This is a genomic window from Bacillus sp. 05T22 (genome assembly GCF_056396765.1).
The window spans coordinates 1-13,841 of sequence record NZ_JBFTMC010000113.1 but is presented as its reverse complement, the minus strand read 5'-3'; the positions used below and the strand labels follow the sequence as shown (position 1 = coordinate 13,841).

General features: G+C 35.6%; 13 protein-coding genes. 5 read left to right on the top strand and 8 right to left on the bottom strand.

Features of this window, described 5'->3' with window-relative positions:
- Positions 1 to 445 precede the first annotated feature (445 nt).
- The 5 genes from rlmD to AC1DIT_RS23315 all read right to left on the bottom strand — a co-directional run bounded on the left by rlmD (position 446) and on the right by AC1DIT_RS23315 (position 5,627).
- A complete protein-coding gene (gene rlmD, locus AC1DIT_RS23335) occupies positions 446 to 1,831 on the bottom strand; it encodes a 23S rRNA (uracil(1939)-C(5))-methyltransferase RlmD (RefSeq protein ID WP_016132369.1) in 1,386 nt (461 codons plus the stop codon).
- Between the two features lie 10 nt (positions 1,832 to 1,841).
- A complete protein-coding gene (locus tag AC1DIT_RS23330; protein ID WP_016112958.1) occupies positions 1,842 to 2,705 on the bottom strand; it encodes a DNA-3-methyladenine glycosylase family protein in 864 nt (287 codons plus the stop codon).
- Between the two features lie 59 nt (positions 2,706 to 2,764).
- Positions 2,765 to 3,547 (bottom strand): delta-lactam-biosynthetic de-N-acetylase, encoded by a 783-nt coding sequence (gene pdaA / locus AC1DIT_RS23325; protein ID WP_016112957.1) that lies wholly within the window; start codon positions 3,545 to 3,547, stop codon positions 2,765 to 2,767.
- Between the two features lie 128 nt (positions 3,548 to 3,675).
- Positions 3,676 to 5,199, bottom strand: coding sequence for a class I fumarate hydratase (gene fumA, locus AC1DIT_RS23320; RefSeq protein ID WP_016132523.1), 1,524 nt, complete (start codon positions 5,197 to 5,199; stop codon positions 3,676 to 3,678).
- Positions 5,200 to 5,444: 245 nt separating this feature from the next.
- Complete coding sequence (locus AC1DIT_RS23315) at positions 5,445 to 5,627, bottom strand: SE1561 family protein (RefSeq protein WP_002174720.1); 183 nt, start codon at positions 5,625 to 5,627, stop codon at positions 5,445 to 5,447.
- Between the two features lie 408 nt (positions 5,628 to 6,035).
- On the opposite strand from AC1DIT_RS23315, the gene yfkAB reads away from it, so the two are divergent.
- Positions 6,036 to 7,163, top strand: coding sequence for a radical SAM/CxCxxxxC motif protein YfkAB (gene yfkAB / locus AC1DIT_RS23310; protein ID WP_016112955.1), 1,128 nt, complete (start codon positions 6,036 to 6,038; stop codon positions 7,161 to 7,163).
- Positions 7,164 to 7,200: 37 nt separating this feature from the next.
- Here yfkAB and AC1DIT_RS23305 read toward each other — a convergent pair whose 3' ends face one another.
- Positions 7,201 to 7,998, bottom strand: coding sequence for a YfkD famly protein (locus AC1DIT_RS23305; protein WP_080118948.1), 798 nt, complete (start codon positions 7,996 to 7,998; stop codon positions 7,201 to 7,203).
- A gap of 296 nt (positions 7,999 to 8,294) precedes the next feature.
- Positions 8,295 to 9,350, bottom strand: coding sequence for a calcium/proton exchanger (gene cax, locus AC1DIT_RS23300; protein ID WP_476998438.1), 1,056 nt, complete (start codon positions 9,348 to 9,350; stop codon positions 8,295 to 8,297).
- Between the two features lie 187 nt (positions 9,351 to 9,537).
- Between cax and AC1DIT_RS23295 the strand changes: the two genes are divergently transcribed.
- The 3 genes from AC1DIT_RS23295 (at position 9,538) to AC1DIT_RS23285 (ending at position 10,823) form a co-directional block, all read left to right on the top strand.
- Positions 9,538 to 9,954 (top strand): pyridoxamine 5'-phosphate oxidase family protein, encoded by a 417-nt coding sequence (locus AC1DIT_RS23295; protein WP_016112952.1) that lies wholly within the window; start codon positions 9,538 to 9,540, stop codon positions 9,952 to 9,954.
- Between the two features lie 152 nt (positions 9,955 to 10,106).
- Positions 10,107 to 10,253, top strand: a complete 147-nt coding sequence (locus AC1DIT_RS23290) for a BH0509 family protein (RefSeq protein ID WP_026008701.1) — start codon at positions 10,107 to 10,109, stop codon at positions 10,251 to 10,253.
- Positions 10,254 to 10,394: 141 nt separating this feature from the next.
- Positions 10,395 to 10,823, top strand: coding sequence for an EamA family transporter (locus tag AC1DIT_RS23285; protein WP_016112951.1), 429 nt, complete (start codon positions 10,395 to 10,397; stop codon positions 10,821 to 10,823).
- 7 nt (positions 10,824 to 10,830) lie between these two features.
- Here the strand turns inward: AC1DIT_RS23285 and AC1DIT_RS23280 are convergent, their stop codons facing one another.
- Positions 10,831 to 11,427, bottom strand: a complete 597-nt coding sequence (locus tag AC1DIT_RS23280) for a DedA family protein (RefSeq protein WP_476998437.1) — start codon at positions 11,425 to 11,427, stop codon at positions 10,831 to 10,833.
- Positions 11,428 to 11,860: 433 nt separating this feature from the next.
- Between AC1DIT_RS23280 and AC1DIT_RS23275 the strand changes: the two genes are divergently transcribed.
- The coding region (locus tag AC1DIT_RS23275; protein ID WP_476998436.1) for a dynamin family protein at positions 11,861 to 13,841 on the top strand (1,981 nt) is incomplete at its 3' end.

Here is a 13,841-nt window from a genome sequence, read left to right as displayed (position 1 = left end):
ACCCAATATTTGTATAATCCTTTAATCATCATATTATTTAATTACATACGAATTAAAGTTAAAGTAATCGGAGTTGATATAGTAATAAAAAACAAATAAAACATACAAAGATCAGTGCTAATTTCTTAATTCTAATTTTTATCCCGCTATTTTAGGACAGTAACACTCCCACCTCAAAATTCAGCGAAAGCAAAGAAGTTAGGTGGGAGATGAACTGTCCGTAAAAGCCCGATTCGTTCAACTAATAATCAGTGGGGGATGAAGAAAACCCCACTGATTAAAGTTTCACTTTATTAAAATTATTCCGATAGACCTAAAATAAACAATTCACTTTTAAAATCAAATCACTATCGGTTACTTATGATGCGGTTCAGGGTAATTCATCCTAAATAAAAATTAGGCCTTATCGATTTTTCGATAAGACCTATCTCTCACTSCCACACCTTTAATTTTCTTTTCTAACAAGCTTTACTACATTTTCCACATGTGCCGTATGCGGGAACATATCAACCGGTTGTACATATTCCACTTCATAACTCTTCATTAATGCTTTCACATCACGCGCTAATGATGAAGGATTGCAAGAAACATAAACAACTTGCTTTGGTTGTACTTTTAAAATTGTTTCAAGTAACTTATCGTCACAACCTGTACGAGGAGGGTCAACTACGATTACATCTGGGCGCCAGCCTTCTTTCACCCATTTCGGTAGCCATTGTTCTGCCTTTCCAGCTTCGTACTTTGTATTTGTAAATCCGTGACGCTTTGCATTTTTCTTTGCATCTTCAATCGCTTCTGGAATGACATCCATACCGCGCACTTCTGCTGCATCATTTGCTAGCCAAAGTCCAATTGTACCAACGCCACAATATGCATCAACGATTTTTTCTTTTCCTGTTAACGCAGCAGCTTTTTTCGCTTCGTTGTAAAGGACAACAGTTTGTTCTGGATTCAACTGGAAGAATGCACGTGCTGATAATTCAAATGATAAATCACCGAGTGTTTCTTGAATGACTTCTTTTCCAGCTAAGTTGAATGTTTTGTCACCGAAAATAACAGATGTTTTACGCCAGTTCACATTTTGCATAATCGATTTGACTGTTGGCATTTGTTTTTGTACTTCTGCGATAAATTGCTCTTTATTTGGTAATTCTTCTTTTGTTGTAATTAATGTGACTTGTACTTCCCCTGTTTGAACTGCAGCACGTGTCACAATTGTACGCACTAGACCTTTTTGTTTTTTCTCGTTGTAAATAGAAATGTTCAATTTTTCTAATATACGTCGTACAACTTTTGTCGCTTCGTTTGTTGCTTTATGCTGAATCATGCAGTGAGAAATATCAATTAATTGATGTGAGTTCTGTTTATATAATCCTGTAATCACTTTTTCATCTTTACGTCCTACTTGTAATTGACTCTTATTACGATAATGCCATGGGTTGCCCATACCAAGTGTTGGACGAATGTCAGCTTCCATGCTTCCGTTCATATACTTTTCAAAGGCTTGTACAACAATATCTCGCTTTTGATTCAACTGTTCTTTATAATCTAAATGCTGCAATTGACAACCACCGCATTCATCATATACTGGGCATGGCGGTTTTACGCGATGCGGTGATGCCTTACGAATTTTTTTCACTTTCGCTTCAGCAAAGCCACGCTGAATTTTCGTTGTTTCCGCAACAACTTCTTCTCCTGGTAATGCCCCTGGAATGAAAACAACTTGTCTCTTAAAATAACCAACGCCTTCTCCGTTAATCCCTAGACGCTTAATTGTCACAGGAAACGTTTGACCAACTTCTAACTTACTCTCATGTTGCTTTTGTACCATTGTTACACCTCTACTCTATACTTTTCCATAAATACAACGCTGCATAACTGCAGTATGGTTCACACTCTTGTTTCATTTTTTCTAAAAATGCATCATCTGGTTTATTCTCTAATTGAAATATACCTTGAAGTGCACGCTGAATCCCAATATCTGCTTTTGGGAACATATTTTTCCGTCCGAGCCCAAACAGTAAGAAGTTTTGCACCGTCCATGCACCAATACCTCGCACTGGTAACAATTGTGCTGCTACTACTTCTTCTGTTTGTTTTTCTAGCTCCACTAAATTTAACTTACCTTCCACAATATGTTTTGCTAGTCCTACCATATATTCAGCTTTTCGTTGACTAAATTTCTGATTTCTGAGCTCTTCTATTGAAATATTCGCTACCCTTTCTGGTGTTGGGAAAAAGAAAACGCCATTCTTCTCTGTTCCATATCGCTTTACAAATTGTTCTGTAAGAGAAGTAGCAAATTTCAAATGAACTTGTTGATGAATAATACAACGAAGAAGACAAGCAAAATAATCAAACTCTAAAACAAGTGGTGTATAGGCATATGTTTCAAAAAGTGGACGTAATGATGTGTTTCTAAAATGGGTTTGTATATCTTGAAAAGATTCATTCCATTGAAAAATGGAATAGATGCGTTTCATAACCTTCTCTTGTTCACCTGTCTGACTTGAAACCCAAAATTGTGGGTTTTGAAGTGTACCAATTCCTTGTACGCGGACAACAATTTGTTCTTCATCCATAAGAAGTGGGACATAAACTATTTTCTCTTCTAATTGAACAACATTGAGTGGATCAAAAGACAAACGCCTGAGTACCTCTTCAAAATGGTACGAATCCTTTAACGTAACATGTTCGCTCCACATACGTTTCCCCATCCTTTTTACACATCATTATAGCATGAGAAAACCGTAAGCATACATGCTTACGGCTGATTGCTTTTTACTAAATCATCCAGGCTTTTAAAATGATACCCTTTCTCGCGCAAATCATCAATGATTTTCGCAAGCGCTTCTGCATTATCTTTTGATATAGCATGAAGTAATATAATGGATCCTGGATGAATCATATTCATTACATTATTATGGGCATATTGCCATCCTCTTTGCTGATCTACTTTCCAATCTAAAAATGCAAGCGACCAAAATACGTTATAATATCCCATTTCTTTCGCAAGAGCTAGCGTACGCTCACTAAAAATCCCACGCGGAGGACGTACATATTTCACTTCTTTTTGTCCAGCTACTTTTTTAATTTCATCTGTTACACTTTGTAATTCTTCACGAAGTTTCTCATCATTTACAGTTGTAAAATCAGGATGGCTTCGAGAGTGGTTTCCAATAATGTGACCTTCATTTTTCATCCTTAATAATAACTCTTTTTGCGTCTTTATATAATGACCCGTTACAAAAAATGTTGCTGGCACTTTCTTTTCTTTTAGCACATCTAAAATTTTTCCAGTATATCCATTTTCATATCCATTATCAAATGTTAAATATATATCTTTTTTCTTCGTGTCTCCTAAATAAAAACCACCATTACCCCGGAGTAGATCAGTAAATTTTTTCCCTGCATCTGGCGGAGTCTCATTTTTTGCTCGCGGAATCCCCCAGTGATTTGGTGCGTTCGTATACGCGAAAGCAGAAACTGGAACAAGTGTCATTATAATTGAAAAAATGAGACCTATATATAACCATCTATGCTTCATAAATAGTCTCCTTTCCATATATCATCGTACCTGTAGTTTCTGTTTTCAATATTCCTTTCATTCTAAACAAGTTTTTCTATATGTACCAAAAAAATGCATCTCGAATGATTCGAGATGCATTTTTCCACTTACTTAAATACCGGTTCTTTAAAGCTTGCTAATTTTTCAAATGATGTTTTATCTACATCTGCATGTAGGCTATTACCATGAGAGTCCATTGTTACAACAGCTTTAAAGCCGTCAATACGTAGGTGCCACATTGCTTCTGGAATACCAAATTGTAAGAAGTCGACATCTTTCACTTCTTTAATACATTCTGCATAATACTGCGCAGCACCACCGATTGCATTTAAATATACACCACCATGTTCTGCTAGTGCCGCTAATGTTTTTGCTCCCATGCCGCCTTTACCGATGACAGCACGAATACCAAACTTCTTCATAATGTCGCCTTGATATGGCTCTTCACGAATACTTGTCGTTGGACCTGCCGCTTTAATTTTCCAATTGTCATTTTCATCTTTCACTACAACTGGACCACAGTGATAAATGATTTGTCCATTTAAATCTACCGGGCAATCGTTATCCATTAAATGCTTATGAATTGCATCACGACCTGTGTACATCATCCCGTTAATGGTAACGACATCTCCAACGCGAAGTTCACGAATTTGCTCCTCTGTAATTGGTGCCTGCAGTACAATTTCACGCTGCTCACTTTTTGCGTGCTCCACTTCTTGTTGAAGTGTATTTTCACCTTCTTGATATAACCAATCGATAATCTCACCTGTTTCAGGATGAATTGTTACACCAAGGCGACGATACGCCCAGCAATTATATGCAACAGACACATAGAAACTAGCTGGCAGACGATTGTATACTCCAATTTTACAACCAAGTAAAGTTGTTTCTCCACCAAATCCCATCGTACCAATGCCAAGCTTGTTCGCATTCTCTAATACGTATTCTTCAAGCTTCTGTAATTCAGGAATTGGATTCACATCATCTAATGTGCGAAATAGCTGATTTTTTGCCAACTCATAACCTGACGTACGGTCTCCCCCGATACCAACACCGATTACTCCTGCACTACACCCTTGTCCTTGTGCTTGATATACCGCATGAAGAAGGCATTTACGAATCCCTTCTAAATCACGACCTGCTCGTCCAAGTCCTTCTAATTCACAAGGTAAGCTATACTGAATATTTTTATTTTCACAGCCGCCCCCTTTTAAAATTAAACGAGCATCAATATAATCTTTCTCCCACTGCTCAAACTTAATCACAGGTGTACCTGGTCCTAAGTTATTACCGCTATTATCTCCGAAAAGAGAATCAACAGAATTCGGACGAAGTTTCCCGTCCTGTGTCGCCCGCTCAAGCGCACTGTAAATTGCTTCTTTTATTTGTAATTGATTTACGCCAACTGGTGTATAAATTTTGAAGGTTGGCATCCCTGTATCTTGGCAAATTGGAGAGATGTTTTCATCTGCCATTTTAATGTTATTTGTAATGGTGCCAAGCGCCATTGCAGAACGAGTCCCTGCATTTTCTCGTTCTTTTGCTCGTTGAATTGCACGACGAACATCTTTCGGTAAATTCGTTGATGTTTCAACAATCAGTTGATACATACTTTCTTGAAGCTTTTCCATTGTTACTTCCCCCTCAATTGTGAACGCTACCAAAACGCTACGAGATGAAATTTTTACCCTTAAGTCTCTAGAGTCTTTGTTTTTATTTTATGACTCTTAAGATCAAACGAAATTTTTCACAACTTGATTATACCCTTTTTTCCATAGTCCTTCTATTTAATCGGGCAGGAAATCTATATATTTTCTAATAAAACAGCGCATTTACAGAAAACGGCTACCAATATATAATTGGCAGCCGTTTTATATTATTCGTCTTTTTTAAATTGCTCACATTTCAGTTCTAATTCATCTAACATCGCAAGAAGACGATCTACATCTTCTAATTCTACCTCTTCTGGTTCAATTGTATCAATTACTTCGATGAACATATTTAAACGTTCTTTTAAATATACTAATTGTGAATCTTTATCTTGAATTGCTTTTCCCACAAAGGCACTCTCCTTTTTATTCGAGTTACTCTTATTATACCGCAAAAATGATTATCACGAACATGAATTTTCATCATTTTTGCCACAATACTTGATTACATACAAGCAGACATTTAATTTACTTCCTCCATCACTTGAAGTGAAATCAACAGATGAAGAATTCTTGTTACAAAAAGTTTCACTTTACCCCGCATTAACGGGCAGTAAGACCCCCGCCTTAAAACTCAGCAAAAACAAAGAAATTAGTTTGGGGATCAACTGCCCATAAAAGCCCGATTGGTTCAACTAATTCTCAGTGGCGGATGAAGAACCCCCCACTGAAAAAAGTTTCACTTTATAAAACGTCCATATTCTTCTATTATAGAGGATGGACAAATTGTTATTTCAACAGTCAAAGGAGTATTTCAGATGAGTATATCACAAACAATGAAGCCGATTACTCCTTCTTACGATCCATGGGAAGCGTATATGGACCTTGAAGAGTACGGCAAACTACTATTAACAAACGTTGAATTTACAACGACAACGTTATGCAATATGCGCTGTGAGCATTGTGCTGTTGGTTATACATTACAGCCAAAAGATCCAAATCCGCTTCCAATGGAACTTTTATTAAAACGATTAGATGAGATTCCTCATTTACGTTCTTTAAGTATTACAGGCGGAGAACCAATGCTCTCAAAAAAATCCGTCGACAACTATGTAACACCACTCTTAAAATATGCCCATGAACGAGGCGTTCGCACTCAAATCAACTCAAACTTAACTATAGATTTAGCCCGTTATGAACAAATTATTCCTTATTTAGATGTGTTGCATATTTCACATAACTGGGGAACAATTGATGATTTCGTTGAAGGTGGATTTGCAATGATGGAGCGCAAACCTACTTATGAACAACGTGCTAAACTATTTGAACGAATGATTACAAATAGTAAAGCTTTATCAGATGCAGGTGTTCTCGTGTCAGCAGAAACAATGTTAAATAAACGTACCCTGCCACATATTGAACACATTCATCGTCAAATCGTCGAAGAAATGGGCTGTAAGCGCCATGAAGTACACCCTATGTACCCAAGTGATTTTGCTAGCAACCTTGAAATTTTAACAAAAGATGAAATTCGAAGTGCAATCGAGCATTTATTAGATATTCGTGATGAAAATATATGGATGTTATTTGGCACACTACCTTTCTACGCATGTAGTAATGATGAACGTGACTTAGCTACATTAAGAAAATTACATTTAAGCAAAAACGTGACGGTTCGTAACGATCCAGATGGGCGTTCTCGCTTAAATGTAAATATTTTTGATGGCAACATTATCGTAACAGACTTTGGTGATATTCCACTGCTTGGTAACATTCAAACAAACACATTACAAGAAGCCTACGACAGATGGTGTAGTTCGAAAACAGCGAAATCACTAAGCTGTCACTGCCCTGCTGTAAAATGCCTTGGGCCAAATATTCTTGTGAAAAACAGCTATTATCCAACCGAGGATTTCTTAACAAAAGAAACAAATATTACACTGTAGCAAAAAAACGTCAGCTAAATATGCTGACGTTTTTTTGCTATTGTGGATAAGGCGAAGAAATAAATTTAAAGGATACATAATCTTGTATAGGAATAGATGCCCCAATTCCTTGTGAAGTAATATTTTTAATGACAAGCCTCTTCTGATTTCCTTTTAAAACAAGATATACTTCTCCAAATGTAACTTTTCCTTTTTCATTTACCGCTGGTGTATATGCATATAAATACCCAAGTTGTTTTGGGCTGATATTATATACACGCCCATTTCCAGTACCATAACCAATTGTTGTTTTAAAAGAAAGGGGAAGCTGCACCTTCTCCATCGCCTTTAAAAGAATCATCTTTTTCACATCATCTGTATCTTTAATATAGGCTGTTAAACCACCTTCTATCGTTTTTTGCGATTCTTGTTTGTACCGAAGCGGATATAGCCGCTCCACACCACGGTTATCATATACATTACGATTTACTTGCTTATATTCCCAATTTATCGTTGTATCTGTTGATTCATAATTTAACGGCCATTGACCTAAATAAATTTTCGCCCTATAGCCAACTGCAAGAGGTGCATTTGAAATCGACGTTTCATTAAACATCCGAATTAAATCTGGGTTTTCGATTCGAATGGTCGATGTTTTCAGTAATTCTTTCGCTAGTTCACTTGGCTGCAAACGCGGTAAATCCTGCGCTTCATTTGGATACGTATTGTCCTTTGAAATATTCAAAACAGATGAAGGCATCTTTACGTTTATTGTTGTCTTTGCAGAGCTACTATAAGGAAATAATAAAATAAACGAGACCATAGTTGAAAGACATATGCTGTACACTCGTTTCACCTACTTTACCCCTTCCTAATTTAAGAGTGTATAAATCATTTAAATAGCTATTAAATACAAATTGAAAAACCGACATAAAATCTTTCTTTTTAGGTGGGAGAGAGCATCTGGTCATGCATAAAAGCGGTCAGATCCTCTTCCTGTCCCCCACATGCCAAATGAAAACAAAGAGAGAAAACAAGTGCAGGTCACYTTTTGTTCTTCGTAGCAGCGACTTATATGCCTGCAAATCAAAATGGATTTATATATTAACTATCTCTATTATTTTCTCTCCGTAATATTGTTATCCCAATTTTTTATAACAAGTAAAAGCCAATTCCCATAATGAGATAAGCGGCTAATAATGTTCCTCCTTCAAACCAATTCGTATCTCCATCATTTGAAATTGCAATTGTTAAAAAGACCGCTGTAATCATGGACACAAGTTCCGGCATTGTAAATACAAGGGGCATTTTTACCGTAAAAAACATCGAAAGTATGATGAGAACAGGGGCAACGAACATGGCAACCTGCAAGGTTGAACCGACTGCAATTTCAACTGCAATATTCACTTTATTTTTATAAGCCATAATAATTGCAGAGGCATGCTCCGCGGCGTTACCAACAATCGCAACAATGATAACCCCGATAAATAATTCCGACCACCCAAATGATTTTGCTACCGTTTCAAATGTATGAACAAGCGCCTCGGATACATAAGCAACAGCCGCTGTTGCAATCGCTAAAATAAGTAATGCTTTCCCTTTTGACCATTCAGGCTCTTCCTCATGCTCTACTTCATCGCTTTTATGCTGATACACACCACGATGCGTAACCAGTTTAAAGAATAGTGCGGCTAAATACATGACAATCATGATGATTGAAACCCCAATACTTAATTGATATGTTTTGTCTATACTCATCTTCATTGAAAAAACTTCTGGAATAACAAATGCTACAACAACTGCAAATATTAGTAAGGCCGAATTATGCCTTGCATCATRAACATTAAAACTTTGTCTTTTATACTTGAGCCCTCCTACAAAAAAAGAAAGACCTCCAACTAACAATAAGTTTCCAAGAACGGAACCAGTTAGTGAAGCAAGTACGACTTCAGTTAGCCCTGCTTGTAATGCAAAAACTGAAATGATAAGTTCAACCGCATTCCCGAAGGTTGCATTTAATAGCCCACCAATTCTTGGTCCAGAAACAATAGCTAAACTTTCTGTCGCTCTTCCCATAAAAGCAGCGAGAGCAATAATTGTAATGCAATACACAGCAAACATAATTGTTTGTGGCCAATGCAACGTATTTCCAAGAATAGAAAGCGGTACACCAGCAAGTGCAAGTATTAAGAAAATTTTATTAAACATATTTTCCATCCTTCCATCGTATGTATTTCCCCCACTATTATCATTATTCTTCTCCTAACTTGTCCCATTTCATCACAAATACGTTTAAAAAATACGATTGAAGAAAAAGGTATAAAAGAGTGTAAAAAATTTTAAGCAACAAGTTTTCACAGAATACAATTACGGATAACAGAAAGGGGCTCAAAAAATGAATTTAAAAGAAAAAATTGCAACTATTATTGAAGGACAAAGAACAGGTGTATTAGCTACCATGCGTGAAAATAAGCCACATAGCTGTTTTATGATGTTTTTTCATGAAGACTTTGTATTATATGTCGCAACAGATCGTAATTCCAAAAAGCTAGTAGATATCGAACAAAATTCAAATGTACATGTGCTACTCGGAAGAGAAGGGAAGAAATGGGATGAAGATTATATCGAAGTAGAAGGCACCGCTTCAATTGAAGAAGAGCAAACCTTAAAAAATAAATTTTGGAACAACAACTTAAAACGCTGGTTACTCGGCCCTGAAGATCCTAACTATGTACTTATAAAGATCAATCCAAATACAATTTACTACATCGATAGTGCTGGTACGACTCAACCAGAGTTTTTACGACTATAATTCGAAAACAAGCCCTTTAAAAGGGCTTGTTTTGTCGAAAAGTTCTTATCAAAAAAAAGATAAAAAAGATGGAACTTTCTAAAGATTCTGTTATATAATAGTATCAACTTAAATAAACTGTATTAAAACAGATTGGGAGGAGAAATAAAATGATGAAAAGAGAAGAACGGAAAAATATGATTGAGTTTATTGAAAAGAAAAAGGGAATTGAGCGTGAAGAGCTTTTATTTATGACAGATGATGAAGTAGAACACATTTATAATGTAACGTACTTTTTATATGAAGAAATTGCAGAATAATAGATCAAAGGCCCATCTAACATAAAGATGTTAGATGGGCCTTTACTATTTTCATAGTTATATTCAAAACATCCTCTTGCTATCCGTTATACTTGAGAATGATTTTCATGTATAATAATACAAGACTGGAGGAATTTTACTATGAGTTCATGGCTATTATTCGCATTATTATCAGCAATTGCTGCAGCACTTGTATCCATTTTTGGAAAATTTGGTTTAGAAGGAATCGATACCAATGTGGCAACAACTATCCGTTCAATCATCATGGCACTATTTATGATAGGCGTAATTATGATACAAGGAAAATTTCAAAATATTGGTGACGTTCTAATGAATAAAAAAGCACTGCTATTTATCACTTTAAGTGGTATAGCTGGTGCCTCATCATGGCTGTTTTATTTTCTCGCCTTAAAAACAGGAAAAGTTTCACAAGTTGCTCCTGTAGATAAATTAAGTGTTGTATTTTCAATTATTCTTGCAATAATTATATTAGGCGAAAAATTAAACTTCATGACTGGAATGGGTGTTGTATGTATTACAGCAGGTGTTCTCTTCATTGCTTTCAGCTAAAACCCGCTTAACTAGCGGTTTTTTTTCTTCTTATGTAGAGCCATACAATAAGTACAACTACTACTGAGATAATTAAAATCCACATTCCATAATGATGCAAACTATATTCAACAAAGCGCCACTTCTCTCCAAGTTTCCATCCAAGTCCAATAAAAACGCTAATCCAGATGAAAGCACCACCGTATGCGTATAGACAAAATCTCCAAAACGTTAAATTCGACATACCAGCAAAATATGCAGTTAAATGACGAACTCCTGGTATAAAATATCCAATCATTATTAAAAAAGGACCATATTTTTCAAACAAAACATGCGTTTTTTCAATTTGCTTTTCTTTAATTCCTATCTTTGGACCATATTTTTGTAATACAGGCAGTCCAAGTTTTAAGCCAAGTATGTAACTTAAAGTAATTCCAAGTACCGCACCAGCCATTCCACTTAAAAAAGCAGCTATCCCTGACATAGTTCCTTTCGAAATATTATAACCAACAAACGTCAGCAAAAACTCATCTGGTATTGGCAGACCTACTATTCCACCCGCAAGAGCTATAATAAYTCCAAAATACCCATAATGTGAGATTAAYTCACCAATATGTTGTTCCATTTGGATGACACATCCTATGCACAATCGTTATTCCATATTGTACCCTCTCTATCTTTTAAGCAAACATGGTATACATATTCACTATACATCGTTTTTATAATGAACTCTACTCCTATTCATCTTACCTGTAATGAAACTTTTTACTACTTTTAATCTTCATTTTTCAGAACCTTGAGGTGTGAATGCATATTGTTCACGAATAGCGTGATAAATCCATACTTCACTTCATAATTATAAGAAAATCCGACTTCACAAGCGTGATTTTTGTTACAATAAAGAAAAGTTACATTTAGCATCGGTTTGACTCTCAAGAAAAATGATATAGGCAGTAAACATATATTTAAAAAGATTACATGCATCTTCCATCCGTGTAGAGTACTATGCATCCTTTTACATAAAAATCATTTTTCTAAATTATACAGGGGGAAAAAACATGACCATAGAAAAACAATTGATTCAAAAGGTATACTATGAAACATTCTTAACTGAACAGGATTCTGTTCAATCTCCTCAAGTACTTGGGGAAGCATATGTAAATGAAGCTGAAAATGAATTTTCCAATATCGCTAACATTCGTTTCGCGCAAGGAGAAGTTTATTATCATCATAAAGATTTCGAAACAGCCATCTTCAAGTGGGAGAAAGTAAACAATGATCTCTCTCTATGGGCAAAAAAAAATATAGCAGACGCTTATTTTGAATTAGGATTGCTTTCAATGGCAGAAGAAATCTATACATCGATTCAAACAGAAGACACAACACTGACAATGGAAGTTTCATTGCAACTTCTTTCTCTGTACATCGAACAAAATCGTTTGGGACTTGCTTTTAAGGTCATTAGTGAAGCAGTTTCATTCCAACCAGACTATCCAAATATCACTGCCATTGCTCGTTCCTTTTATGAGAAGCAGCAGGATTGGAACAATGCTCTTGACCTTGCTGTTCAAGAAGGAATTCGAACGAAATCATTACATTGGTTTGAGATTTTAACAAGTTATGTGAATCAAGGATTCACAAAACAAATGAAACCAAAATATTTTTATGAAGCATTAAAAGTTTTATATACAATCGATTCCGTTCAATTTAAGCAACTTGTCTCATCACTTTGGAAAATCTATCAAGATGAGTCAACCTACTTATTATGGATTCAAACAATCAATCACCTTTTTTTACACGTCGAGGTAGATTCTTACGACTCATGGGATGAAATTGTTACTCTTTATCAAGACACCTACTGTGAATTAATTACAGGACAATACTTGATGCATGAACTACAGGAACTTATTCCAGACTTGTTAACAAATTGGTTTAGCTTAACAAAAGCAGAACATTCTCTATTTGTTTCTGCTGCAACGTTAGCATGGAATGAGATTTCACCTAAAAGCCTTGATACATTACTTGTAAAAAGCGCTGAAACACTCCTTTCTAGTTCAAAAATAGATAACACAGTTGATCTAGACAAGGTTTCAAACTTATTTGAAACTATTGTCGTATGGGCAGAAAAAAATGATGTAGACTTAGGTCATTCTTTCACATGGCTTGTTCGAGAACTTTCCGACCTAAATGTACAACAAGTTCTCGTTACAGGTACGAATGATGATAGTAAATCATCCTTTATCAATTCTATATTAGGGGAAAGTATACTAAAAAATTCTCCTGGAGCCGCTATCATATTTAAAGATAATGCGCAGACAGAAATTACAGAACTCACAGATTTAACAATAAAAACTACTTCCAATTTGGATGAATTTTACGAAATGATGGCTGTTCCTCCAAAATCAGAATCTGAGCAGAAATGTATTGAGTTTAAATTACCATGTAGGTTTTTACGAAAAAATAAATTCTCATTTATCGTTACACCAGGTTTTGATGGAAATGGCAATAAAGAAAATACAAATCTTGAATACTTACATGCAACCGATAATCTATTATATGTTCTTAATACCTCTTCGCCTTTACTTGATGAAGAAATCGATACACTACTGTACATACGAGAACAAATACCGACTTTACAAGTTCATTTTGTTTTAAATACAATCGATACAATTTTTAGTGATGAAACAGCAAATACAATGCTAAATGAAACCGAGTCTAAAATACGTGTACATTTTCCAAATGCACGAGTATTCCCCTACTCATCTTTAGAGGAGAGCAGCGGGCAACTAAGTGATTTAACAGAATCCATTACTTCAAACTTTAATAATAGAAATATAGAAACCGAACGCACGGAAAAACTATTATGGTTTATTCAAAAGACCATCACGTATCTCTTAAATGAACGCGTACAATTAGAAAATACGTTAGTAAGGTCAATCCGTTGGAATAAACACATTTTAGTGAAATTAAATGGCTTCATTAATAACCTGACTGCTATTGAAAAAGATAGGACTCGCTCTATTACAGACTCATATCGTT